21 protein-coding genes, 1 tRNA gene and 1 pseudogene are annotated in these 26,814 nt (G+C 34.2%); 19 read left to right on the top strand and 4 right to left on the bottom strand.

Annotated elements, in window-relative coordinates; all coding sequences use genetic code 11:
* The first annotated feature begins 179 nt into the window (after window positions 1-179).
* The 6 genes from OS188_RS09855 (at window position 180) to OS188_RS09830 (ending at window position 8,425) form a co-directional block, all read left to right on the top strand.
* Window positions 180-1,358, top strand: a complete 1,179-nt coding sequence (locus OS188_RS09855) for an AIR synthase related protein (protein WP_267148671.1) — start codon at window positions 180-182, stop codon at window positions 1,356-1,358.
* 18 nt (window positions 1,359-1,376) lie between these two features.
* Window positions 1,377-2,330, top strand: coding sequence for a DUF3078 domain-containing protein (locus OS188_RS09850; protein ID WP_267148670.1), 954 nt, complete (start codon window positions 1,377-1,379; stop codon window positions 2,328-2,330).
* Between the two features lie 178 nt (window positions 2,331-2,508).
* Window positions 2,509-5,067: an adenosylcobalamin-dependent ribonucleoside-diphosphate reductase gene (locus OS188_RS09845; RefSeq protein ID WP_267148669.1), complete on the top strand. Its 2,559-nt coding sequence runs from the start codon at window positions 2,509-2,511 to the stop codon at window positions 5,065-5,067.
* 589 nt (window positions 5,068-5,656) lie between these two features.
* The gene (gene prfA / locus OS188_RS09840) at window positions 5,657-6,733 is read left to right on the top strand and encodes a peptide chain release factor 1 (protein WP_267148668.1); all 1,077 of its coding nucleotides are present in this window, start codon (window positions 5,657-5,659) and stop codon (window positions 6,731-6,733) included.
* Between the two features lie 33 nt (window positions 6,734-6,766).
* On the top strand, window positions 6,767-7,591 hold the full coding sequence (gene pyrF / locus OS188_RS09835; RefSeq protein WP_267148667.1) for an orotidine-5'-phosphate decarboxylase: 825 nt from the start codon (window positions 6,767-6,769) through the stop codon (window positions 7,589-7,591).
* A gap of 48 nt (window positions 7,592-7,639) precedes the next feature.
* Window positions 7,640-8,425 (top strand): ABC transporter substrate-binding protein, encoded by a 786-nt coding sequence (locus OS188_RS09830; protein WP_267148666.1) that lies wholly within the window; start codon window positions 7,640-7,642, stop codon window positions 8,423-8,425.
* Window positions 8,426-8,463: 38 nt separating this feature from the next.
* Here the strand turns inward: OS188_RS09830 and OS188_RS09825 are convergent, their stop codons facing one another.
* Window positions 8,464-8,667, bottom strand: a complete 204-nt coding sequence (locus OS188_RS09825) for a Lacal_2735 family protein (RefSeq protein ID WP_267148665.1) — start codon at window positions 8,665-8,667, stop codon at window positions 8,464-8,466.
* 155 nt (window positions 8,668-8,822) lie between these two features.
* Window positions 8,823-9,530: pseudogene (locus tag OS188_RS09820) on the bottom strand (DUF4197 domain-containing protein).
* A 137-nt stretch (window positions 9,531-9,667) separates the two neighbouring features.
* Between OS188_RS09820 and OS188_RS09815 the strand changes: the two are divergent.
* The 3 genes from OS188_RS09815 to OS188_RS09805 all read left to right on the top strand — a co-directional run bounded on the left by OS188_RS09815 (window position 9,668) and on the right by OS188_RS09805 (window position 14,306).
* On the top strand, window positions 9,668-13,084 hold the full coding sequence (locus OS188_RS09815; protein ID WP_267148664.1) for a methylmalonyl-CoA mutase family protein: 3,417 nt from the start codon (window positions 9,668-9,670) through the stop codon (window positions 13,082-13,084).
* A 356-nt stretch (window positions 13,085-13,440) separates the two neighbouring features.
* A complete protein-coding gene (locus OS188_RS09810; RefSeq protein ID WP_267148663.1) occupies window positions 13,441-13,986 on the top strand; it encodes a sigma-70 family RNA polymerase sigma factor in 546 nt (181 codons plus the stop codon).
* Between the two features lie 188 nt (window positions 13,987-14,174).
* Window positions 14,175-14,306, top strand: coding sequence for a hypothetical protein (locus OS188_RS09805; protein ID WP_267148662.1), 132 nt, complete (start codon window positions 14,175-14,177; stop codon window positions 14,304-14,306).
* Window positions 14,307-14,407: 101 nt separating this feature from the next.
* On the opposite strand, the gene OS188_RS09800 is transcribed toward OS188_RS09805, so the two are convergent.
* Window positions 14,408-15,550 carry an acyl-CoA dehydrogenase gene (locus OS188_RS09800; protein ID WP_267148661.1) on the bottom strand — a complete coding sequence of 381 codons (1,143 nt, stop codon included), beginning with the start codon at window positions 15,548-15,550 and terminating at the stop codon, window positions 14,408-14,410.
* Between the two features lie 91 nt (window positions 15,551-15,641).
* Between OS188_RS09800 and OS188_RS09795 the strand changes: the two genes are divergently transcribed.
* From OS188_RS09795 to OS188_RS09760, 8 genes are all read left to right on the top strand, one after another.
* Window positions 15,642-16,709 carry an anhydro-N-acetylmuramic acid kinase gene (locus OS188_RS09795; RefSeq protein ID WP_267148660.1) on the top strand — a complete coding sequence of 356 codons (1,068 nt, stop codon included), beginning with the start codon at window positions 15,642-15,644 and terminating at the stop codon, window positions 16,707-16,709.
* A gap of 161 nt (window positions 16,710-16,870) precedes the next feature.
* Complete coding sequence (locus OS188_RS09790) at window positions 16,871-18,097, top strand: Glu/Leu/Phe/Val dehydrogenase dimerization domain-containing protein (protein ID WP_267148659.1); 1,227 nt, start codon at window positions 16,871-16,873, stop codon at window positions 18,095-18,097.
* Between the two features lie 12 nt (window positions 18,098-18,109).
* Window positions 18,110-19,504, top strand: a complete 1,395-nt coding sequence (nhaD, locus tag OS188_RS09785) for a sodium:proton antiporter NhaD (RefSeq protein ID WP_267148658.1) — start codon at window positions 18,110-18,112, stop codon at window positions 19,502-19,504.
* A 51-nt stretch (window positions 19,505-19,555) separates the two neighbouring features.
* The gene (locus tag OS188_RS09780) at window positions 19,556-20,257 is read left to right on the top strand and encodes a MotA/TolQ/ExbB proton channel family protein (protein ID WP_267148657.1); all 702 of its coding nucleotides are present in this window, start codon (window positions 19,556-19,558) and stop codon (window positions 20,255-20,257) included.
* A complete protein-coding gene (locus OS188_RS09775; RefSeq protein WP_267148656.1) occupies window positions 20,257-20,649 on the top strand; it encodes an ExbD/TolR family protein in 393 nt (130 codons plus the stop codon). The genes OS188_RS09780 and OS188_RS09775 overlap by 1 nt, the downstream gene beginning before the upstream one ends.
* Before the next feature lie 4 nt (window positions 20,650-20,653).
* On the top strand, window positions 20,654-21,559 hold the full coding sequence (locus OS188_RS09770) for an energy transducer TonB (protein WP_267148655.1): 906 nt from the start codon (window positions 20,654-20,656) through the stop codon (window positions 21,557-21,559).
* Between the two features lie 3 nt (window positions 21,560-21,562).
* A complete protein-coding gene (locus OS188_RS09765; protein WP_267148654.1) occupies window positions 21,563-22,780 on the top strand; it encodes a bifunctional folylpolyglutamate synthase/dihydrofolate synthase in 1,218 nt (405 codons plus the stop codon).
* A gap of 63 nt (window positions 22,781-22,843) precedes the next feature.
* Window positions 22,844-22,921 (top strand) — tRNA-Val (locus tag OS188_RS09760).
* 211 nt (window positions 22,922-23,132) lie between these two features.
* On the opposite strand, the gene OS188_RS09755 is transcribed toward OS188_RS09760, so the two are convergent.
* Window positions 23,133-23,984 (bottom strand): AraC family transcriptional regulator, encoded by an 852-nt coding sequence (locus OS188_RS09755; RefSeq protein WP_267148653.1) that lies wholly within the window; start codon window positions 23,982-23,984, stop codon window positions 23,133-23,135.
* Between the two features lie 148 nt (window positions 23,985-24,132).
* On the opposite strand from OS188_RS09755, the gene OS188_RS09750 reads away from it, so the two are divergent.
* Window positions 24,133-25,047 (top strand): dihydrodipicolinate synthase family protein, encoded by a 915-nt coding sequence (locus OS188_RS09750; RefSeq protein WP_267148652.1) that lies wholly within the window; start codon window positions 24,133-24,135, stop codon window positions 25,045-25,047.
* 172 nt (window positions 25,048-25,219) lie between these two features.
* Entirely contained in the window at window positions 25,220-26,812 is a 1,593-nt protein-coding gene (locus OS188_RS09745) for an aldehyde dehydrogenase (NADP(+)) (RefSeq protein WP_267148651.1), read from the top strand.
* The last annotated feature ends 2 nt before the right edge of the window (window positions 26,813-26,814 follow it).

Here is a 26,814-nt window from a genome sequence, read left to right as displayed (position 1 = left end):
ATGTGTATAAATTTAGATGACATTTTCTGTTATTTATTTCTAGCTTTTGATTTTTATTTTTGAGGTTCTAAAAGAAAAGTTAAATCTAAGATTAATGAGTTCGTTATTGTTAATTCCATTCAGTTTATTACCAAATAAGTAGATAACAATTGCTATTTTTGCATTTTAAAATCAATTTTATGAGTGGAGAAGTAAGCAAAAGATATTCGCAAAGGGGTGTTTCGGCCTCAAAGGAAGATGTGCATAATGCTATCAAAAAGATCGATAAAGGTCTTTTTCCTAAAGCCTTTTGTAAAATTGTACCTGATTATCTTACCAATAGCGAAGAGCATTGTCTTGTTATGCATGCAGACGGAGCAGGAACCAAAAGTTCTTTAGCTTATATGTATTGGAAGGAAACTGGCGATCTTTCTGTTTGGAAAGGAATTGCTCAGGATGCATTAATTATGAATGTGGACGATCTTCTTTGTGTGGGAGCTACAGATAATATTATGTTATCTTCTACTATTGGAAGAAATAAAAACCTAATTCCAGGCGAAGTTCTTTCGGCTATTATAAATGGTACCGAAGAGCTAATTGAAGAATTAAAATCGTTTGGAGTAACAATCCATTCAACGGGAGGAGAAACTGCCGATGTTGGAGATTTGGTTCGTACTATAATTGTCGACTCCACGGTTACCGCAAGATTAAAGCGCAGCGATGTTATTGATAATGCAAATATTAAAGCAGGAGATGTAATTGTTGGCATGGAATCTTTTGGGCAAGCCACTTATGAAAAAGAATATAATGGTGGCATGGGAAGTAATGGTCTAACTTCGGCTAGACACGATGTTTTTCATAAATATTTGGCAGAAAAATATCCGGAGAGTTTTGATCCTTCGGTTCCAAAGGAATTAGTTTATTCTGGAAAAGTAAAACTAACAGATTCTGTAGCAGATTCACCTATAGATGCTGGAAAGTTAGTTTTGTCGCCAACCAGAACCTATGCGCCAATTATTAAAAAAATATTATCTCAATATAAGAGCGACACTATTCATGGAATGATTCATTGTAGTGGAGGCGCTCAAACTAAAATACTTCACTTTGTAGATCGACTTCATATTATAAAAGATAATATGTTTTCTGTTCCTCCGTTGTTTAAGCTTATCCAAGAACAATCTAAAACAGATTGGAAAGAAATGTATCAAGTGTTTAATTGCGGACATCGCATGGAACTGTATGTGTCTCCAGAGGTTGCAGAAGATATTATAGCTATTTCAAAATCCTTTAATGTGGATGCTAAAATTATTGGACGCGTAGAAGCTTCAGAAAAAAAACAACTTAGCATTTCTAGCGAATTTGGTGAATTTGTTTATTAAGTTTAAAATTTCGAGTTAGTGAAGAAGTTTGTTTTTGTTTTATTTCTAATTAGTTTTCAATTTGCATTTGCGCAACCGGACTCGTTGTTTTTTAAAATAGAAAACATCAATGTTCCAAAATGGACACTTAAAAACAAAGCCAGCATGCTTATGAGTGAAGTGGCTTTTGTAAATTGGAATTCAGGAGGAAGTAACTCTATCTCAGTTTTAATCAATTTTGAGAGTTCCTTAAAATACCGTTACAAACACTTGATATGGAATAGTTTATTAATAACTCGATATGGTGTTAATAAACAAGAGGATCAAGGTTTAAGAAAAACTGACGATATTATTGATATTAGCTCCACCTTAGGCTTTAAACGGGACGAATATACTAATTGGTTTTATTCGGCCAAATTTAATTTTAAATCGCAATTTTCGGAAGGTTATAATTACCCCGATGAGACCAATGTGTTGTCTAAATTTATGGCTCCAGGTTATCTGTTTATTGGAGGAGGTATTGAATATGGAAGAAATATTGATGAGTTTTCCCTGTATTTTTCGCCACTAACAATGAAAACGACCTTTGTTCTAGATGAAAAATTGGCAAATGCCGGAGCGTTTGGAGTTGTAGGCGCGGTTTATGACGACGATGGGAATATGGTTCTCGCTGGAGAGCGCATACGAAACGAAGTAGGAATCTTGCTTACTAGTGCATACGAAACCCAATTATTTGAAAATGTTTTTATAGGAAACTATGTGAGTTTCTATACGGATTATTTAAACGATTTTGGAAATATTGACGTCGATTGGCAGATTAACTTCGACTTTAGAGTGAATAATTTTATAAAGGCCAATTTTGGATCCCATCTTAAGTACGATAATGATATAAAAACCCAAATTGAATCTGATGTAGAAGGGGAGTATTTTACCCAAGGAGCCAAGATGCAATGGAAGCAATTGCTAGGGGTTGGAGTGGTTGTTGATTTTTAATACAAAATAATATATTTGTTAACTTTTTGTTATTGATAAATAGTTAAAACATTGTAAATCAATTAATTAAACCATTTTTCTGTAAACTTTTCAGATTATCTTATTTTTTTAGTGAGAAATTTTTGCTTACTTTACACCATAGTAAATTAATCAAAATATTTTAAAACATAATCAAAAAATGAGTGTTCAAACCCAACAAGAAGTTCTACCTGCAACGTATTCACAAGATGACGCTTTTGAAGCCTCTTTAAAGTACTTTAAAGGAGATGATTTGGCTGCTCGCGTATGGATTAATAAGTATGCCTTAAAAGATTCTGAAGGCAATTTATACGAGTTAACTCCAAACGATATGCATAAGCGTATTGCCAAAGAAATAGCAAGAGTAGAAGTGAGGTATCCTAATCCGCTTTCCGAAAAAGAAATTTTCGATCTAATAAAGGATTTTAAATATATTGTCCCGCAAGGTAGTCCCATGGCAGGAATTGGTAATCCGTACCAAATTGCATCACTTTCAAACTGCTTTGTTATTGGAAACGATGGAGATTCTGATTCCTATGGAGGAATCATGAAAATCGACCAAGAACAGGTGCAGCTTATGAAACGTCGTGGAGGTGTTGGTCACGATTTATCTCATATTCGTCCTAAAGGTTCTCCGGTAAAAAACTCGGCTTTAACTTCTACTGGAATAGTTCCTTTTATGGAACGTTACTCTAATTCTACTCGAGAAGTGGCACAAGATGGACGCCGTGGAGCATTAATGTTGTCAGTATCTATTAATCATCCAGATTCAGAAGAATTTATCGATGCTAAATTAGAACAAGGTAAGGTAACAGGTGCAAATGTATCTGTTAGAATAGACGACGAGTTTATGGAAGCTGTTAAAGCCAATGGAACTTACACTCAGAAATATCCGATATTTAGTGAAAACCCAAAGTTTTCCAAAACTATAGAAGCGAATAAAGTTTGGAAGAAAATTGTTCATAATGCATGGAAATCTGCCGAACCTGGAATTTTGTTTTGGGACACAATTATCAACGAATCTGTTCCAGACTGTTATGCCGATTTAGGTTATAAAACTGTTTCTACAAATCCATGTGGAGAAATTCCTCTTTGTCCTTACGATTCTTGTAGATTGTTGGCTATCAACTTATTTTCTTATGTGGAAAATCCGTTTACAGATAAAGCTGAATTTAATTTCGAGTTATTTAAAAAACACGTACATGTGGCTCAACGTATTATGGACGATATTATCGATTTAGAACTTGAAAAGATCGATGCTATTATTGCAAAAATTGATGCAGATCCAGAATTAGATGAGGTGAAAGCAACCGAAAGAAACCTTTGGGTAAATATTAAAACTAAAGCAAACGAAGGACGTAGAACTGGAATTGGTATTACTGCTGAAGGTGATATGTTAGCTGCCTTAGGAATTCAATACGGAAGTAAAGAAGGTAATGAGTTTTCTGTAGAAGTACATAAAACCTTAGGAATAGAAGCTTATAGAGCTTCGGTTTATATGGCAAAAGACAGAGGTCCGTTTGCTATTTTTGATGCAGAAAGAGAAAAAAATAATCCGTTTATTTTACGTTTAAAAGAAGCAGACGAAAAGCTTTATTACGAGATGCTGGAACACGGAAGAAGAAATATTGCTTTGTTAACTATTGCTCCAACTGGAACAACCAGTTTAATGACTCAAACATCCTCTGGAATAGAACCTGTATTTATGCCAGTTTATAAACGAAGAAGAAAAGTAAATCCAAACGATAAAAATGTTCGTGTAGATTTTGTAGATGAGGTTGGGGATTCCTGGGAAGAATATGTGGTTTTTCATCATAGATTTAAACAATGGATGGAAGTTAATAATATAGATTCCAATAAGAACTTTACCCAAAAAGAATTGGATGTATTAATTAAAAAATCGCCTTATTATAAAGCAACTTCTAACGACGTTGATTGGATGAGTAAAGTTAGCATGCAAGGAGCTGTCCAAAAATGGGTAGATCATTCTATTAGCGTGACCATTAATTTACCAAACGATGCTACAGAGGAATTGGTTGGACAATTGTATTTGGAAGCTTGGGAAGCTGGCTGTAAAGGAGTAACTGTTTATAGAGACGGATCTCGTTCTGGTGTATTAATTTCAAACGAAGAGAAAACCGAAGAAGAGGCTCAAGAATTGTTAACAGCTTTTCCTACAAAAAGACCTCAAGTACTAGAAGCCGATGTTGTTCGTTTTCAGAATAATAAAGATAAGTGGATTGCATTTATTGGCTTGATAGATGGGAAACCTTACGAAGTATTTACGGGATTAGCAGATGACGAAGATGGAATATTAATTCCACGTTGGGCAAATAATGGTGTCATCATTAAAAATAGAAATGAAGATGGAACTTCGCGATACGATTTTCAGTATAAAAATAAAAGGGGTTATAAAACCACTATTGAAGGACTTTCGCATAAATTTAATCCAGAATATTGGAATTATGCAAAACTGATTTCAAGTACCTTACGTCACGGAATGCCAATTGATAAAATTGTAGATTTAATTAATAGTCTTCAATTAGACAGCGAGTCTATTAATACATGGAAAAATGGCGTAGTTCGTGCCATTAAACGTTATGTAGAAGATGGCACACAAGCCAAAGGGCAAACTTGTGCCAGCTGTAGTTCTACCAATTTAATATATCAAGAAGGCTGTCTAACATGTAAGGACTGTGGTTCTTCTAAATGTGGATAGATTTCTGTAAAAGGACTGTAATTAATAAGAAGCTACTTAAAATTTAAGTGGCTTCTTTTTGTTTATAACATGTTTTTCTATTGTTGCTTATCTGAAGAGGTTGTTTTCTGGAACGGTTTGTAGAAGCAAAATATTTTGTGCTTTTCTGGTTATTTTTTACAAAGAGCATTTGTATGGCATTTAAATAAAATCACCAATCAACTTAAAGAAAAAAGTAGTTATAAATACATCTATAATATAGATAACGCTAAAGAGTTTGAGAGTAGAAATTCCAAGATTTTTATAAAATAGCAGTTTCCGTTTTGCTGTGGTTTTTGATAAAAAATACCATAAAAAGATGATTAAAAATAACTTTGCCATATAAATAATTGCCAAATTAGATTTAAAAGCCATTAGAAATAGTGTCACGCCAAACGACCAAAGAACATAAGGTTTATAAAATAATAATATGGCTCCAAAACGCTGAATCATAAAATAAAAACGCTTTTCTTAACGAAATATTTCCTAATAATTGATTTAAGTTAAAATAGAAGAATCTAAAAAAATCCATAATTTATCGTATTTTTGACAACATAATTTAGTAAAATACATGTTAGATAAATTACAAATAGTAAAGCAACGTTTTGATGAGGTGAGCGATTTAATCATTCAACCTGATATAATGACAGATCAAAAACGCTATGTAGAATTAAACAAAGAATATAAAGATTTACGCTTATTAATGGATAAACGTGATCTCTATATAGAATTTACTGAAAACCTTAAAGAAGCCGAAGAGATTATTGCAGATGGAAGTGATCCAGAAATGGTTGAAATGGCTAAAATGCAATACGAAGAAGCCAAAGAAGGAATTCCTAAGTTGGAAGAGGAAATAAAAGTATTATTAATTCCTAAAGATCCGGAAGACTCTAAAAATGCGGTTGTGGAATTACGTGCTGGAACAGGAGGAGATGAAGCCAGTATTTTTGCAGGAGATTTATTTAGAATGTACAGTAAATACTGTGAAAGTAAAGGTTGGAAAGTAGATACTGTAGATTATAGTGAAGGAACCAATGGCGGATTTAAAGAGATTCAATTTGAAGTTACCGGAGACGATGTTTACGGAACTTTAAAATTTGAAGCTGGTGTTCACCGTGTGCAACGTGTGCCACAAACAGAAACTCAAGGGCGTGTGCATACAAGTGCTGCCACGGTAATGGTATTCCCAGAAGCAGAAGAGTTTGATGTAGAAATTAATCCCAAAGATGTTCGAATTGATTATTTCTGTTCGTCGGGACCAGGAGGTCAGTCGGTAAATACAACCTATTCGGCTGTTCGTTTAACACATACACCAACAGGATTGGTAGCTCAGTGTCAAGACCAAAAATCTCAGCATAAAAATAAAGAAAAAGCGTTTAAAGTATTGCGTTCCAGATTGTACGATATGGAATTGGCAAAGAAAAATGCAGAAGATGCCGAAAAACGTGGGTCTATGGTAAGTTCTGGTGATAGAAGTGCTAAAATTAGAACTTATAATTATTCTCAAGGTCGTGTTACAGATCATAGAATTGGTTTAACATTATACGATTTGAATAATATTGTAAACGGAGATATTCAAAGAATTATTGACGAACTTCAGTTAGCCGAAAATACCGAAAAATTAAAAGCTAATACAGACGTAATTTAAAACCTAGCCTCTTTTAGAGGCTTTTTTTATTAGATGACAACAACCCAACTTGTTTCAGAAATACAAAAAAAGAAATCCTTTCTCTGCATAGGATTAGATGTGGATTTAAATAAAATTCCTCAACATTTATTAAACGAAGAAGATCCAATTTTTGCTTTTAATAAAGCTGTTATCGATGCCACACATCACTTATGTGTTGCTTACAAACCTAATACTGCGTTTTATGAAGCCTATGGTTTAAAAGGCTGGAAATCTTTAGAAAAAACGATTCAGTATTTAAATAAGAAGCATCCTGAGATTTTTACCATTGCAGATGCCAAAAGAGGAGATATTGGTAATACTAGCAGTATGTACGCTAAAGCTTTTTTTGAGGATTTAGGCTTTGATAGTGTCACTGTAGCTCCATATATGGGGAAAGATTCGGTTGAACCCTTTTTGGCTTTCGAAAAAAAACACACCATTATGTTAGCTTTGACATCTAATGAAGGTGCTTTCGATTTTCAGACGAAAACATTAGAAGGAAAAGAATTATATAAGCAGGTTTTAGAAACATCGAAAACGTGGAAAAATTCTGAGAATTTAATGTATGTCGTTGGGGCAACCAAAGCAGAATACTTTGCTCATATTAGAACCATTGTCCCAGATAGCTTTTTTCTTGTTCCAGGAGTTGGAGCTCAAGGAGGAAACCTGCAAGACGTTTGTAAATATGGTCTAAATAAAAATGTAGGTTTACTTATTAATTCTTCACGAGGCATTATTTATGCTTCCCAGCAGAAAGATTTTGCTCAAGCAGCAGCAATTAAAGCAAAAGAACTTCAGCAAGAAATGGAAAATATCTTAAGTGTACAGTCGTATTAAATAATTTCACTTTTTTGATTAAAAATGCAATTATTGTAATTTATTCAAATGAAAGATCAGTTAAACAGAACTATTGAATTAAGGAGCAAGCCAACTCGTATTGTCTCATTAGTACCTTCACAAACAGAATTGCTATACGATTTAGGTCTGGAATCTTCTTTAGTAGGAATTACGAAATTCTGTGTGCATCCATATCATCTTATTTCCAATATAAAAGTAGTAGGTGGTACCAAGCAAGTTCACTTCGATAGAATTAAAGCGCTTGCACCAGATATTATCTTGTGTAATAAAGAAGAAAATACGCAAGAGATGATAGTAGAGCTGGAGAAGATTGCTCCGGTTCATTTAAGCGATATTTATACGATTGAAGATTGTTTGGAATTAATAAAAATGTATGGAACCATTTTTCAGGTAGAAAGTAATGCAGAAGAGATTGTTTCGAAAATTAAAAATGAACACAAAACCTTTCAAGATTTCATAAAAAACCAACCCAAGTTAAATACGGCCTATTTTATTTGGAAAAACCCCTGGATGGTTGCTGCCAATGATAACTTTATTAATACGCTATTGTCTGCCGGACACTTTAAAAATTACTTTGAGGATTTAGAGAGATATCCAGAAATTGATTTAGAGAAAGATCTGAGCCAGGATGTAGATGTTATTTTGCTTTCAACGGAACCTTTTCCGTTTAAAGAAGAGCATATAAACGCTATGAAATTGAAATATCCAAAAGCTAAGGTATTGTTGGTGGATGGGGAATTATTTTCTTGGTATGGTTCTAGACTAACTAAATCTTTTCAATATTTTAAAACACTCAGACTTGAATCTTTATAGATTAAAGATTTTACTGAAGTTTTGTTTTAAAAAAGAATCTAAGGTGCTAATCTTTGCTTTCCCGGTTCTCTGCTTAAATAGTTTAATCTATTTATTTTATTTAATAGCTTGATAGCTTTAAATTCGGAAATATCGCTCATAGCGCAATCCGTTTGGCGTAGGTTATAAGCTTGTTCTATTAAGCGCTTGTATCGTTTTTGTAACTTGATTTGGTGTTTTTTGATTTTGCTAGAATTTTCCATTACTCATACCTTTTGAATTTTAAATATATTTAAAATAATGGGATTCAGCAAGTTAAATGTTTAGTTTGTTAATAAAAAAAATCGATTTTGTGAGAATCGATTTTAATTTTAAGAATTAACTTACGGATTTTAGATTTTAAAGGAAAATGTAACTCCTAATCTTGTAGAGCAAAAACCTGTTTTAGTAAATCGGTAGATCTAGATGAGAACTTTGTTCTGATATCTTTTTCTTCAACAGCAATCATTTTATAAACTCCTTTTAAAGCTTCCTCGGTTACGTAATCTGTTAAATCAGGATTCACACTAGAAGTAAAAGGAATACTGTTGTATTTGTTTATTAAGTTGGACCAAATTTGATCGGCTCCTACTTTTTTAAACGAGTTATTTATTACAGGATGAAACTCCGTATATAAAGCCGATTCGGTTTTACCTGCTAAATAAAGTGTAGCGGCATCATTTTCTCCAAGAAGAATAGTTTTTGCATCGTTAAAAGTAATTTATTTAACAGCATCTACAAAAATTGGTGTTGCTGTACCAACGGCATCTTCAGCTGCGCGATTTAAGACTTTTAAGCCTTCATCTGCCAAAGAACCTAAGCCAATATCTCGAAGCGCTTTATCTACTTTCTGTAATTCTGTTGGTAATAATATTTTTACCAAATCGTTTTTATAATAACCGTCTGTTTGGGTTAGTTTGGTTACCTGTCTATCAATTCCCTGGTCTAAAGCCTCTTTTAAGCCAGCTGCAATTTGGCTGTTACTAATTTCGGTAGTGTTTTCTGGTAATTGATTTACTACTTCTTGTAATTCGGCACAGGTAGTCAGGTTTAAAATTAGGGCTAAAACAAACAGTTTCTTTATCATAATATCATTTTTTTGACAAATATAATGTATCAATTGCTTATTTCAGATTAAAGCAAACATTATAAATTTAAAGGAGTGTGGTAGGTTTGTTGAATATTGCGTAAATTTGTCCCATTAAAAAAATAAGATAATTATACATGGAACCTATAGCACCTTATACCCCTAAACATAAAGTACGAATAGTAACAGCAGCCTCTCTTTTTGATGGGCATGATGCGGCTATTAATATCATGCGTCGAATTATTCAATCTACAGGAGTAGAAGTCATTCATTTAGGACATGATAGAAGTGTTGAAGAGGTTGTAAATACAGCCATTCAGGAAGACGCCAATGCTATTTGTTTAACTTCATATCAAGGCGGACACAATGAGTACTTTAAATATATGTACGATTTGCTGAAAGAACGAGGCGCCGAACATATCAAGATATTTGGTGGAGGTGGAGGTGTAATTCTTCCTTCTGAAATTAAAGAATTAATGGACTACGGCATCGCTCGTATCTATTCTCCAGATGATGGTCGTGAAATGGGCTTACAAGGCATGATTAACGATTTGGTAGAGCAAGCAGATTATGCTATAGGAGACTCTTTAAATAATGAGCTAGATTTACTTCGAAAGAAAAATGCTAAAGCTATTGCGAGAATTATTTCTTCTGCAGAAAACTTTCCGAAAGTAGCAAAAGATACTTTAGATAAAATTCACACGATTAATGAAAAATCTAAAACACCTGTTCTAGGAATTACAGGAACTGGTGGAGCAGGAAAATCCTCTTTAGTAGACGAGCTAGTTCGTAGGTTTTTAATCGACTTTCCAGAAAAAACTGTTGGATTAATTTCAGTCGATCCTTCAAAAAGAAAAACGGGAGGAGCGCTTTTAGGTGATAGAATTAGAATGAATGCTATTAACTCTCCAAGAGTTTATATGCGTAGTTTGGCCACCCGTCAATCTAACTTAGCACTTTCAAAATATGTTCATGAAGCTATTCAAGTTTTAAAAGCGGCAGGATACGATTTAATAATTCTTGAAACTTCGGGAATTGGACAATCTGATACCGAAATTATTGAACATTCAGATGTGTCTTTATATGTTATGACGCCAGAATTTGGAGCAGCAACCCAATTGGAGAAAATCGATATGCTTGATTTTGCCGATTTGGTAGCTATCAATAAATTTGATAAACGAGGAGCTTTAGATGCCTTACGTGATGTAAAAAAACAATATGTGCGCAACCATTTATTATGGGATGCCAAGCCGGAAGATTTGCCGGTTTTTGGAACTATAGCCTCGCAATTTAACGATCCTGGAATGAATACGCTTTATAAAGCTATCATGGATAAATTAGTTGAAAGAACAAAGGTTAATTTAAAATCTGATTTTAAGATTACCGAAGAAATGAGCGAAAAGGTTTTTGTTATACCTCCTTCTAGAACGCGTTACCTATCTGAAATCTCTGAAAATAATCGCGCGTACGATAAAACAGCTAGCGAACAAGTTGAGGTAGCTCAAAAACTATATGGTATTTATAAAACCATAGAATCTATTGTTGGAAATGTCCCTGAATTAGACAAAGCAGGTATCGATTCAAAATCTATAGAATCTAAAGAGAATAAAGACTTTATTAAATTGCTTGTTGGAGAATTTGATCGAGTAAAACTGAATCTGGATCCTTACAACTGGGAAGTGATTACAGGATGGAGCGAAAAAGTAAATACCTATAAAAACCCTATTTATTCCTTTAAAGTTAGAGATAAGGAAATAAAAATAGAAACACATACAGAGTCGTTATCTCACTTACAAATCCCAAGAGTAGCCTTACCTAAATATCAGGCCTGGGGAGATATTTTAAAATGGTGTTTACAAGAAAATGTCCCAGGAGAATTTCCTTATACCTCAGGATTATATCCGTTTAAACGTACAGGAGAAGATCCGGCAAGAATGTTTGCGGGAGAAGGCGGGCCAGAACGTACCAATAGACGTTTTCATTATGTAAGTGCCGGTTTACCAGCTAAGCGATTATCCACTGCTTTTGATAGTGTGACACTTTACGGAAACGATCCAGATTTACGTCCAGATATTTACGGAAAGATAGGTAATGCAGGGGTTTCAATCTGCTGTTTAGACGATGCTAAGAAACTGTATTCTGGTTTCGATTTAGCAAATGTTATGACTTCGGTAAGTATGACGATTAATGGTCCTGCACCTATGTTGCTAGGGTTTTTTATGAATGCAGCCATAGACCAACAATGTGAGCTTTATATTAAAGAAAACGGTTTAGAAAAAGAAGTAGAGACTAAAATCGTAAAAAAATATAAAGATAAAGGGATAGAAAGACCTAAATACAACGGTAATTTGCCAGAAGGTAATAATGGTTTAGGATTGATGTTATTAGGTGTAACCGGAGATCAAGTCTTGCCTGCCGATGTATATTTAGATATAAAAACTAAAACTATTGCTCAAGTTCGAGGAACAGTTCAAGCCGATATTTTAAAAGAAGATCAAGCGCAAAATACCTGTATTTTCTCTACGGAATTTGCTTTGAGATTAATGGGAGACGTTCAGGAGTATTTTATTGAAAATAACGTGCGTAACTTCTATTCGGTGTCTATTTCAGGATATCATATTGCAGAAGCTGGAGCCAATCCAATTACGCAATTGGCACTAACGCTTTCTAACGGGTTTACCTATGTAGAGTATTATTTATCTCGTGGGATGGATATTAATAAATTTGGTCCAAACCTATCATTTTTCTTCTCAAATGGTATCGATCCAGAATATGCTGTTATTGGTCGTGTAGCTAGAAAAATATGGGCAAAAGCCATGAAACATAAGTATGGCGCTAATGCCAGAGCTCAAATGTTGAAATATCATATTCAAACATCTGGACGTAGTTTACACGCTCAGGAAATTGATTTTAACGATATTAGAACCACACTTCAGGCCTTGTATGCTATTTACGATAACTGTAATTCGCTACATACAAATGCATACGATGAAGCGATTACTACACCTACCGAAGAATCTGTACGTCGTGCAATGGCCATTCAATTAATCATTAATAAAGAATTAGGCTTGGCTAAAAATGAAAATCCAATTCAAGGTTCTTTTATTATTGAAGAGTTAACCGATTTAGTGGAAGAAGCTGTTCTTTTAGAATTCGATAGAATTACTGAAAGAGGAGGCGTTCTTGGTGCTATGGAAACTATGTATCAACGTAGTAAAATTCAAGAAGAGAGTTTGTATTATGAAACTTTAAAGCATAATGGCGATTTCCCAATTATTGGTGTGAATACTTTTTTAAGTTCAAAAGGTTCTCCAACGGTTCAGCCGGCAGAAGTAATTCGTGCCACTGAAGAGGAGAAGCAACATCAAATAAAAACCTTAGAGAATCTTCATAAAGCATATGACACGGAGGATTTATTAAAAGATCTTCAAACGAGAGCCATTCATAACGAGAATATTTTTGAAGCCTTGATGGAGGTTTGTAAAGTATGTTCTTTAGGAGAGATTACTTCTGCATTATTTGAAGTAGGCGGACAGTATAGACGGAATATGTAAGCAGAGAACCAAATTTTCTTTTTTGAAAATTTGTGTGAATCGCTTATACAGAGCCTGTCATAGAATTTAATATAAAAACCTCACAAATTTTAAAAATTTGTGAGGTTTTTATATTAAAATGCATCTTTTTCCAAGTTTCCACGTCTATTATACGAACTTAAAAACAATATATTATGAATAATAAAGAATGTACTTGCACCTGCTCAGGTTGCCAAGATGGAAATTGTAAAAACTGTACTTGCGAAAATTGTACTTGTGCTAATTGCAATTGTTAAGTAATGCTAAATAATAAAGAAGCGGTAATTTTTTTAGTAATTTTATGCTAAAGAAATTACTGCTTTTTAATTTTTTGAAGAATGACTACCCAAACGATTTGGAATTTATATGCAGACGATATCAAACACTTTATTTTAAGTAAGGTGAAAAATCCAGTTATTGCAGAAGACTTACTCCAAGACACTTTCATTAAAATACATACCAAAAAAGATTCTTTAAACGATACCGAGAAGTTAAAAGCCTGGACGTTTTCGGTGGCTAGGTATACGGTCTTAGATTATTTTAGAAAAAATAAAATATCGACTACACTATCTGAGACCGATATTGTTTTTATAGAGAATAAAAACGAACATACGGAACACGATTGCTTACATGGAATTATTAAGCAGTTACCTAAAAAATATCGAGACCCTTTATTTTTGGCAGATATTAAGGGATTAAAACAAGCTCAAGTAGCAGAACAATTAAAGCTGCCACTTCCCACGATTAAGTCGCAAATACAAAGAGCTAGAAAACTGATTACTCAAGGATATATGGATTGCTGCGATTTAAAAATGAATAGCAAAGGTGTATTGGTGGGAGAGATAAAAGAAAAAGAAGACTGCAAGGTGTGTTCTACCCTTTAGTAAAAACTGTTTAGTATTTATTGCGATTAGATAGTAAGTTTTTTAAACAGCTATGCATGTGTTTTTTATCTTGTTTTTATGTAATTGCCTACATATTAGGTTGATAAATATGCTGTTTGACTAAAAAATTATAATTACAATCTTTCAAGTTGTAAATTTAATTTGATTCAATTTTAAACACTATTATTATGGAAGCAACCTTAAATTACAGTTTTAGAAGAAAGTCTGAAAACCATTTAGACTGGTTAGTAAACATTATTAAATCTGAAAAATATCACCAAGCAGAAGGTTATATTATTCCATTAAAATCGGCGAGTTGAAGCATCGTCTTTCTGACAATTTAAAAGAGATTAAAACTATAAAAGTCCAAACTTAATAAATTGAGTTTGGACTTTTATAATTTTATTAAAACTTGAGTGTCTTAATCCTTAATAACACCTCTTGAAATTACAATTTTCTGTATTTCTGATGTTCCTTCGTAAATCTGTGTAATTTTAGCATCACGCATTAAACGTTCTACGTGGTATTCTTTAACAAAACCATTTCCACCGTGTATCTGAACCGCTTCCACCGTATGCGTCATAGCTACCTGAGATGCATATAGTTTTGCCATAGCACTAGACATATCGTAATTATTGCCTTGATCTTTATCCCATGCAGCTTTCATAACCAACATTCTTGCAGCTTCAATTTCAGTTGCCATATCGGCTAACTTAAAAGCAATAGCTTGGTGGTTGCAAATTTCTGTTCCAAAAGCTTTACGTTCTTTAGAGTATTTTAAAGCTAATTCATAGGCGCCTGCAGCAATTCCTAAAGCCTGAGCAGCAATTCCTATACGACCTCCAGAAAGCGTTTTCATGGCGAATTTAAATCCGAAACCATCTTCTCCAATTCTATTTTCTTTAGGAACCTTTACATCATTAAACTGTAAGGTATGCGTATCACTTCCTCTAATTCCTAACTTATCTTCTTTGGGTCCAATATCAAAACCTGGCATGCCTTTTTCAATAATAAAAGCATTGATTCCTCTATGGCCTTTTTCTTTGTGTGTTTGTGCAATTACTAAATATACATCTGCGCGACCTCCGTTAGTAATCCAGTTTTTAGTTCCATTTAAAACGTAGTGATCTCCTTTATCTATAGCTGTAGTTTTTTGCGATGTTGCATCACTACCAGCTTCAGGCTCACTTAAACAAAAGGCGCCAAGCACTTCACCGGTGGCTAATTTTGTAAGGTATTTTTGTTTTTGCTCTTCGCTAGCATAAGCTTCTAAACCGTAGCATACCAAAGAATTGTTTACAGAAACCATTACAGAAGCAGAAGCATCTATTTTAGATAGTTCCTCCATAATTAACACATAAGATATTGCATCCATTCCAGATCCACCGTATTTTGGGTCTACCATAATCCCCATAAACCCTAGTTCTCCCATCTTTCTTACCAGATTGTCTGGGAAAGTTTGAGCGTTATCGCGTTCTATAACACCAGGAAGTAATTCAGTTTGTGCAAAATCGCGAGCGGCATCGCGAATCATTATATGTTCTTCTGTTAGGTTAAAATCCATAGTTTCTTGTAATTGTAATATTATTTTAAAAGTCCACAAAGATACTTTTTTATTAGCATTTTTTCAAAAGGGATTGCTATTTTTACGGGATATGAATAAATCTGAATATCATGTTGTTGGTGTTATGTCTGGAACCTCTTTAGATGGAGTGGATTTAGTAGATGTAAGTTTTACTAAAAACAAGGGGGATTGGTTCTATAAAATTCATAATTCCAAAACCATAGCGTATAGTAAAGAATGGTATAACACTCTCAAGAATCTGGTATCTAACTCGATAGAAGAGCTTCAGGAAATAGACAAAAGTTATACCTTATACTTAGCGGTTCTTATTAAAGCTTTTATTACTGAAAATAATATTGATAATTTAGATGCTATCTGTTCTCATGGGCATACAGCTTTACATAGGCCAGAAAAAGGGGTGACCTATCAGATTGGGAACTTGGCGAGTATATATGAAGCTCTAAAAACACCTATTGTTTGTAATTTTAGAATTGAAGATGTGGCTTTAGGGGGGCAAGGTGCTCCTTTAGTCCCTATAGGCGATGCCTTGCTGTTTTCTAAGTATGATTTCTGTTTAAATTTAGGCGGTTTTGCAAATATTTCAACCGACATAGAGAAGCAAAGAATAGCATACGATATTTGTCCAGTAAACATTGTTTTAAATCATTATGTATCTTATTTAGGACATGATTTTGACGATAAGGGACAAATTGCTTCAACTGGAAATATCAATTTAGAACTTTTAAGCAAATTGAATAATCTGGCTTTTTATAAAAAAGAGCCTCCAAAATCCTTGGGATTAGAATGGGTTAAAGAATATATATTCCCATTAATAGATTCGTTTCACTTACCAATAGAAACTATTTTGAGAACCTTTGTAGAGCATGTAGCTATTCAGATTTCAGCAGAAATCAATAAAAAAAATCACGCTCAGGTTCTGGTAACTGGTGGAGGTGCCTACCACGATTTTTTAATCCAAAAAATTAATGAGAGGACTACTAATAAATTAGTTATCCCAGAAAACACGTTGGTCGAATTTAAAGAAGCTTTGGTTTTTGGTTTTCTAGGAGTCTTAAAACTTCAAAACGAAGTCAACTGCCTCAGTAGTGTTACAGGGGCAAAATACGATCATAGTTCCGGAATAATTTTTAATGATTAAATTTACTAGAATTTTAGCTAAGAAGGCTATTAGTTTTTTATATTTGTTTGCACATTTATAAATTAACTAACTGAATGAAATGTTGATATGTTGAATATTTGTTTTCCTATGAATTTTCAATGTTCCATCTCGTTCCATTTTTTTAAAATGAATCTCACCTCATGAAAGAATTACTTCAGAAGTACGAAAACACAGAACCAGAAATTATATTTAATTGGAAAGATCCAGAAACAGACGCAGAAGGTTGGACAGTAATCAACTCGCTTCGAGGAGGAGCTGCAGGTGGTGGAACTAGAATGAGAAAGGGCTTAGATATGAACGAAGTGTTATCTCTAGCTAAAACTATGGAAGTTAAATTTACTGTTTCGGGACCGCCCATAGGAGGAGCAAAATCTGGTATTAATTTCGACCCTAAAGACCCAAGGAAAAAAGGTGTTTTAGAACGTTGGTTTAAGGCTGTTTCTCCTCTGTTAAAAAGTTATTATGGTACCGGTGGAGATATGAATGTGGATGAAATTCACGAAGTAATACCTATGACAGAAGGTGGAGGCGTTTGGCACCCACAGGAAGGTGTTTTTAATGGCCACTTTAAAGCCTCTGAAGCTGGTAAAATTAACAGAATTGGTCAGTTAAGACAAGGAGTTATTAAGGTAATTGAAAACCCGGACTACTCTCCAAGTGTTAAAAGGAAATATACAATTGCTGATATGATTACAGGTTTTGGGGTAGCCGAAGCCGTTAAACAATATTACAGTATTTACGGAGGTAATGTAAAAGATAAGAAGGTAGTGGTTCAAGGATTTGGGAATGTTGGAGGTGCTGCTGCATTTTACCTGTCTCAAATGGGAGCTAAAATAGTTGGGATTTTAGACATCTCTGGCGGGCTTATTAACGAAGATGGATTTACTTTTGAAGAAATTACTGAATTATTTTTAGCAAAAGATGGCAATACTTTAGTATCTGATAAGCTTATGCCTTTTGAAGAAGTTAATGAGAAAATTTGGGGTATTCAAACTGAGATTTTCTTACCATGTGCTGCTTCTAGATTAATTACTAAAGATCAATTAGACCAAATGATAGATAGTGGTTTGCAAGTTATTTCTTGTGGTGCTAATGTTCCATTTGCAGATAAAGAAATCTTTTTTGGACCTATCATGGAGCATGCAGATAAACATATTAGTTTGATTCCAGATTTTATATCTAACTGTGGAATGGCTCGTGTGTTCGCTTATTTTATGGAAGCGAAAGTACAAATGACGGATGAAGCTATTTTTAATGATATTTCAGAAACTATTAGAAAAGTGATTCAGGATGTTTATAATAAAAACGATTCTAAAACCAATATTAGTGCAACTGCATTCGAAATAGCACTAAAACAGCTTGTTTAATAATTTAAATTAATGGAAGCAATTATTATTTTAGTCTTTGTACTGGGCTACCTGGCTATTACTTTAGAACATAAATTAAAAATAGACAAACTTATTCCGGCCTTAGTAATGATGGCTATTTGTTGGGCTTTAATAGCTTTAGGAATAGACTCCTTTCCACAATGGTTCAATTCGGCGAAACATATGCTGATTGAAAATTTTGGAACCTTTAGTACAGAAGAGAAAACTCATTTAATGGAAGAAACCCTGTTGCACCATTTAGGTAAAACAGCCGAAATTATTGTGTTCTTATTGGGAGCCATGACCATTGTTGAAATTATTGATTATTTTGATGGCTTTTCAACTATAAAAACTTACGTTAAAACTAATAGTAAAAAACGTATTTTATGGATTTTTGGCTTTCTAGCCTTTTTTCTTTCTGCTATAATCGATAATCTAACTGCTACAATTGTACTTATTTCAATTTTACAGAAAATTGTTCTAGATAGAGATTCTCGTATTTGGTATGCGGGATTAATTATTATAGCTGCAAATGCCGGGGGAGCATGGTCACCAATTGGAGATGTAACAACAACGATGCTTTGGATTGGTAAAAAAGTAACCACAGAACATTTATTTGTTTATTTATTTCTACCTTCTTTATTGTGTATGGTTGTGCCAGTTTTTATTGCTTCATTTTTACCAGCGTTTAAAGGCAATATCAAAAGCAAAGAAGAAGGAACCGATAAACCAAAAGATAAATACAGCTCTATTATGCTGTATTTAGGTTTAGGAGGGATTGTCTCTGTTCCAATTTTTAAAACCTTTACCCACTTACCACCTTATATAGGGATGATGTTAGCCCTTGGGATAGTAGCTACATTTGCAGAAGTATATAGCAACAGAAAGTTTGCTTTAACTTATGATGCTAATCAGGATACCGATATACACGGACACCACAGTCCAGTACATTACTCGTTGTCTAAGATAGAAATGCCAAGTATCTTATTCTTCTTAGGAATTTTATTAGCAGTTGCTGCTTTAGAATCTTTGGGTATTTTATTTAATTTTGCTTCCAGCCTACAAGAGAATATGCCCATGCTAGGTACTGAGTTGCATCATGAAGGTGTTTCAGACTTAGTGGTACTTTTATTAGGAGTTGGATCTGCAGTAATTGATAACGTACCATTAGTTGCAGCCAGTTTAGGAATGTTTTCTGAGCCAATTGATAACGAGCTATGGCACTTTATAGCATATTCTGCAGGAACTGGTGGAAGTATGTTGATTATTGGTTCGGCTGCTGGGGTAGTAGCTATGGGAATGGAAAAAATTGATTTTTTCTGGTACCTTAAAAATATTGCATGGTTAGCCTTAATTGGCTTCTTAGTTGGTTCTTTAACTTTTATGTTTACAAGAACCATCTTTTAATATAATTTAAAATACAAACTTGCGTTATAAACTTAATAATAGAAATAATTTATGATAAATTCAATGTTGCAAGAAGTTCAAGAGGGAACAGAGATGCTTACAGATGGGGAACCAGTACAAAAAACCTTATCCATTATAGAATTAATTACTAGCGGAGGAACTGCTGGAATGGTTATTATAACCATCTTGTTTATTTTACTAATTGTAGCCACATACATTTATTTTGAACGTTTATTTGCCATAAAAGCTGCTTCGAAAATTGATGCTAATTTTATGAATCAAATAAAAGATCATGTATCTAATGGAAAAATAGATTCTGCTCAAATGTTGTGCGCGCAAGTAAATTCGCCTGTTTCCCGTTTAATTAGTAAAGGAATCACCCGAATAGGAAAACCTTTAGAAGATATTAATACAGCTATTGAAAATGCAGGCCGCTTGGAGATTTACAGTCTCGAGAAGAATGTAAGTGTGTTAGCAACCATTTCTGGAGCAGCTCCAATGATTGGTTTCCTTGGTACCGTAATTGGAATGATTCTTTCCATTTTTGAAATTGCAAACTCAGGAGGTCAGATTGACATTAAACTTTTAGCCGATGGTTTATATACAGCCATGACAACTACAGTTGCAGGTTTAATTGTAGGGATTATTGGATATATAGCTTATAACCATTTGGTGGTTAAAACAGATAAGGTTGTATATCAAATGGAAGCTAATTCCTTAGAATTTTTAGATCACTTAAACGAACCTATTTAATGAATTTAAGAGGAAGAAATAAGGTAACTCCAGAATTCAATATGTCGTCTATGACAGATATTGTCTTCTTGTTACTTATCTTTTTTATGCTTGCATCTACTTTGGTAACTACAAATGCCATAGATATTTTATTACCTACAGCTAGTGGAAAAACCGAGAATAAAAAGTCGGTTGCCGTAAGCATTAAAAAGGATTTGACTTATTATATAGACCAAAAAAGGGTTGGAGAAAGTGTGTTAGAAGAAGAACTTATTGCAGCACTTTCTACAGAAGACAAACCAACTCTAGTTTTACGGGCAGAGAAATCTGTACCGGTAGAACATGTGGTAAAAGTTATGGATATTGCTAATAGAAATAAATTCAAAGTTATTCTGGCAGTAAAACCTAATTAGATAAATGAGATATTTCGAGACCATACACGAGCGTAATTCGGCTAAGATTACAGCACTTATTGCAGTGCTGATAGTCTTGTTGCTTTTTGTTGTTGGGGCTCAATATATGGATCCACCTGAAGAATATGGTGTTGCTGTTAACTTTGGTACTACAGATTTTGGATCTGGTCAAGTGCAACCTACAAAACCTGTTAAATCTGAACCTAAGGAAGTTATAAAAGAACCACAGGAAACAGTTAAACAACCAGAACAAGAGCAGGCCGATGCTGCAGCTTCAAACTCTAAAGCCGAAGATGTTTTAACAAACGATAGCGAGGAGTCTATTGCTATTAAAAAGAAAAAAGAGGCAGAAGCAAAAGCCAAAAAAGAAGCAGATGCTAAGTCGAAAGCTGAGGCTGAAGCCAAGGCTAAAGCAGAGGCAAAAGCCAAAGCAGAAGCAGAAAAGAAAGCAAAAGAGCAAGCAGAAAAAGAAGCAAAGAAGAAAAAACTGGATGCTTTAATTGGGGGTGTAAGTAAATCTGAAGGACAAGAAACCGGAGGCGAAGGAGATGATAATAAAGCAGGAGATAAGGGGCAACTTGATGGCGATCCGTATGCTGCTAGTTATTTTGGGGCAGCAGGCTCTGGTAGTGGAGGTGTTGGCTACGGTTTAAGAGGACGAGGAACTCCAACTAAAAAAGTCTTTAAACAAGATTGTAATGAGTCCGGAATGGTTATCGTAGAAATTGTTGTCAATAGAAACGGCGATGTTATTGAAGCGAAACCAGGCGTAAAAGGCACAACTAATACGGCAGCTTGCTTACTGGAACCGGCTAAGAAAATAGCTTTATCTCATAAATGGCGTGCAGATAGTAAAGCGCCAGATAGGCAAATAGGCTTTGTTAAAGTAAATTTCAATTTAGGTCAATAATTCATGACATATCAAGATACTATCAATTGGATGTTTTCTCAACTCCCAATGTATCAAAAGCAAGGGAAGTCCGCATATAAGGCAGATTTAAAAAACACGTATTTACTAGCCGAACATTTAAATAATCCACATAACAAATTTAAAACCATTCATGTAGCTGGAACTAATGGGAAAGGTTCTACAAGTCATATGTTAGCCTCAGTTTTACAAGAAGCAGGTTATCAGGTAGGTTTGTTTACTTCTCCACATTTAAAAGACTTTAGAGAGCGCATTAAAATTAATGGCGTTTTGGTGAGTCAGGCTTTTGTTATAGATTTTATAAAGAGAAATAAAGCCTTTTTAGAATCTGAAAGTTTATCTTTTTTTGAAATGACTTCCGGAATGGCCTTTGAGTATTTTGCAAAGCAAGAGGTAGATATTGCCGTTATTGAAGTTGGTTTAGGTGGGAGGTTAGACTCTACAAACATTATAACTCCTGAAGTTTCAGTTATTACCAATATAGGTTTAGACCATACCCAGTTCTTAGGAAATAGCTTAGAGCTTATTGCCGGTGAAAAAGCGGGTATAATAAAACCAGGTGTTCCAGTAGTTATTGGGGAAACCCAAAAAGAGACCCAACAGGTCTTTAAGGCGTATGCTAAAAAGAAGTGTTCAGAAATTTATTTTGCCGATAAGTTAATCCAAGAAGTATATTCAAGCGATTTAAAAGGACATTATCAGCAGAAAAATATAAAAACAGTTTTACAAACGCTTCAGGTTTTAAACCAGAGCTACTTTAAAACCTCTTTAAATCAAATTACAAAAGGATTGTTACAGGTAGTAGAGAATACAGGTTTACAAGGCAGGTGGCACATATTACAAGAGTATCCTAAAGTTATTTGTGATACAGCACATAATAAAGAAGGGTTAAAATATGTGATTGCACAGTTGGAAGAAGAAATATATAATAAGCTACATATTGTTTTTGGAGTAGTAAATGATAAAGATTTAAATTCAATTTTAGACATTTTACCTAAAAATGCCACATATTATTTCTGTAAACCGGATGTGCCACGTGGCATGGATGAAAATTTATTGCAAGCCGCATTTTTGTCTGTTGGCTTGAAAGGAAAAAGCTATCTAAGTGTAAATGAGGCTTTAAAAGCAGCAAAAAGTGCTTCAAATTCTAAAGATTTAATCTATGTTGGAGGTAGTACTTTTGTAGTTGCAGAAATAATTTAAAATTTTTTCAAAAAAGCTTTTGCAATATGGAAAACATATCTATATTTGCAGTCCAATTACGAAGGGCGCGTAGCTCAGTTGGTTCAGAGCACCTGGTTTACACCCAGGGGGTCAGGGGTTCGAATCCCTTCGCGCCCACCACCAAAAATCCACACTTTTTTAGTGTGGATTTTTTATTTAGGCTAAATTCCATATTTAAAATTAAACTTTAAGCAAATTCAAAAAGGTAGATTTCAATTGAAAGTTTGGCTAGAGCTTAACTAAAATGTTTTGTTAAAGTAGATATTTAAACTTCTATCGCTCATATAAAAAAAGATCTATACAATTTGTATGGATCTTTTCTTGTTTTATGCTAAGACTTGAGGTTTTCTTGTTTATAAATCAAAGGAGTTTTGTGCTTCACTTTTTTAAACTGTCGGTTAAAATTTGAAATATTATTAAACCCCACTTTATAAGCTACATCGGAAATCGTTAAATCTTGGTTGGACAATAAATGTTTACACGCATGTTCTATTCGCAATTCATTTAAAAAAACAATATAAGTCTTGTTGGTATATTTTTTAAAATATTTACAGAAACCATTTTTAGTCATGTTGGCCACATCGGCTACAGATTCTAGAGTGATTTCTTTATCGAAATTAGTCATGGTATAATCGAAAACATCTCTCATGCGTTCTCCTTCGGTCACAGAAAAGTTTTTTTCATAGATAAAAGAGGACAAACTTTTATATTCACATATAGAAAGTAGTTTCAATAATTTTAATAAGATTATAAGTCGCTCTAATTTACTGGCAGATTCAATCTTTTTAAAAAGCGCTTTAATTTCATCTTGGTGAGAAGTTACCATAAATCCGTGAAGTGCTCTTTTAAAAAAGACTTGTATTTCGGCTAGATCTTCTAATTTAAAAAAATCGCTACCAAAACTATCATCTGTAAAGAATAAAGACTGCATATGCGATTGCTCTACTAGTTCTCTATCACTTTGAAAAACATGAGGCAGCTGACTCCCAAGAACAATAATATCGCCTGTTTTGTAATAGTTAATTGCATCACCAGCAATCAGCGTACCTTCACCTTGAAGAATTAAACTTACTTGGATGTCTTCGTGTTGATGTAATTTATCATAAAAATAAGGTTCACGATCTACTTGATAGACCAGGTTAGCCAGTTCAGGTTTTGGGATTTTAAACGGAAGGACTTTCATTATTTAGATTTCATTTTAAATACAAAATTAAGCATTATATTCTGTTTTTACTTAAAATAGGATAAGATAGTACATAAATTGGATAAAAATAGCTTATAGTCAAGTACAAAACTTAATTAAATTTGTGTAGATTAAAACAAATTTTATTATGGGTATTCAATGGAAAGGCATTATGCCAGCAGTTACAACCAAGTTCACAGATGCAGATGAACTAGATTTAAACATGTTTGAAGTTAATATTAGAGCGCAATTAGAAGCCGGTGTTCATGGAATTGTGCTTGGAGGGACATTAGGCGAGGCAAGTACCTTGTTGGATGAAGAAAAACGTAGCTTAACACGTACAGCTGTCGATTTAGTTAAAGACAAGGTTCCCGTATTTATTAATATTGCCGAACAAACCACAAGAGCCGCCATTGAGGCAGCGCATAAAGCCGAAGAAGACGGAGCTCAAGGATTGATGATGTTACCGCCTATGCGTTATACTTCCAGCGATAGAGAAACGGTAGAGTTTTTTAAATCTGTCGCTACAAATACCGATTTGCCTATTATGATTTACAATAATCCGGTAGATTATAAGGTTAAAATAAGCATGCAGATGTTTGATCAATTATTGAAATATGATAATGTAGAAGCAGTTAAAGAATCCACCAGAGATACTACTAATATTACCCGAATTAAAAATAATTTTGGAGATAGACTAAAAATAATGACCGGTGTTGATACTATTGCTTTAGAAAGTTTATTAATAGGAGCCGATGGTTGGGTTGCTGGATTGGTTTGTGCTTTTCCTGCCGAAACAGTTGCTATTTACGAATTGCAAAAAGCAGGTAGAATTAAAGAAGCCTTAGAGATTTATAGATGGTTTATGCCTTTGTTGGAATTGGATATTGTGCCACGCTTAGTTCAAAATATTAAACTGGCAGAAGTAGCCACAGGAATTGGATCTGAAAACGTTAGAGCCCCCAGACTTCCTCTAATTGGAGAAGAACGGAAACAGGTATTACGAGTTATTGAACAATGCCTTAAAAACAGACCCATTTTGCCAGATTATAAAAACCTATAAACTTAAAAGAAATATAAGCTAATTATTTACCTTTAACAGACCTCTAATAATTGTTTTATAATATATATAGCAAATGGAAGTAGTTTTTACTCGCGTATTTATAAAATTATTAGTGGTGAAGACATAAAGAATAAATTAAAAACCTCCCTATTTAGAGGAATAAAAGGAGATTATGATAACAGGAAAAAATTATATAGGAAATCAACTTTCAGCACAAGGGAACCAGGCAGGTAAGACATATAAAACTTTTAATCCGCAATTAAACATTGAAAACCCGCTTATTTATACGGAAGCAACAAAAGAAGAAATAGATGAAGCGGTTAATCTTGCCACAAAAGCATTTAAAGTTTATAGGAATGTTTCGGGAAAGAAGAAAGCTGAATTTTTAAACAGCATTGCAGACGAAATATTAGCATTAGATTCTCAATTAATTGACATTTACTGTTCCGAAACTGGTTTGCCACAAGGGAGAGCCATGGGAGAAAGAGGACGAACTGTTGGGCAATTAAGGGCTTTTGCCGAATTATTAAACGAAGGTTCTTGGGTGGAAGCAAGTATTGACACGGCACAACCGGATAGAAAACCCATGCCAAAATCTGATATTAGAAAAATGTTAGTGCCATTAGGACCTGTTGTAGTGTTTGGAGCGAGTAATTTCCCTTTGGCATATTCTACGGCTGGAGGAGATACAGCTGCAGCTTTGGCAGCTGGATGTCCGGTACTTGTAAAATCTCATCCCATGCATGCCGGAACAGGAGAATTAGTAGCTTCGGCTATTATAAAAGCAGCTGAAAAAACTGGAATGCCAAATGGGGTGTTTTCAAATTTAAACAGTAGTGGCATTGAAGTAGGTACGCAATTAGTATCTCATCCTGGTGTAAAAGCTGTTGGATTTACAGGAAGTATTCGTGCCGGCCGAGCTTTATACAATTTAGCCGCCAAACGTGAAGAACCCATTCCTGTTTTTGCCGAAATGGGAAGTATTAACCCTGTAATTATTTTGCCTCATGCTTTAAAGAATAGAGGAGAGGCTTTAGCTAAAACTTACGCCGGCTCTATAACTCTGGGAACAGGGCAGTTTTGTACAAACCCAGGATTATTATTAGGGATAAAAGGAGACGCTCTTTCGAGTTTTATTCAAAATTTATCTGACGAAATTGTAAAAATTGAGCCTTCCTGTATGTTACATCCAAATATTATTAATGCTTATGAAGCCAATAAACAAAAAGCTCTTTCTCAAGCTGATTTAACCGTTGTTGCCGATTTTGATAATCAGGTAAAAAGCAATTATGCCAGACAGACAATAACTACGGTAGAAGGAGCTACGTTCTTAAAAAATACGAGCTTACATCATGAGGTTTTTGGACCCTATTCTATGGTCGTTCAATGTGAAAATAAGGAACAGTTAGAACAGATTATTTCCAAACTTGAAGGACAATTAACAGGAACTCTAATTGCCGAAAAAGAGGAAGTTAGTGATTATGTTCAAGTTATAGAGGCGCTTCAAGACCGAGTTGGACGTATTATTTACAATGGTGTTCCAACAGGAGTTGAGGTTTGTCCGTCTATGGTTCATGGCGGACCTTATCCAGCATCGACTGATAGCCGCTTTACAGCTGTAGGCATTCACTCTATAAAACGTTGGGTAAGACCATTTAGCTATCAAGATTGGCCCGATAGTTTATTACCAGACGAATTAAAAAACGAAAATCCCTTGCAGATTTCACGTTTAATCAATAATAAAACATCTACAGACAGCATCTAATT

This window comes from Xanthomarina sp. F1114, assembly GCF_026410255.1.
In the GTDB taxonomy this organism is placed as follows: Bacteria; Bacteroidota; Bacteroidia; order Flavobacteriales; family Flavobacteriaceae; genus Xanthomarina.
Note: the sequence above shows the minus strand (reverse complement) of the source record. Positions and strands in the feature narration are given on the sequence as shown.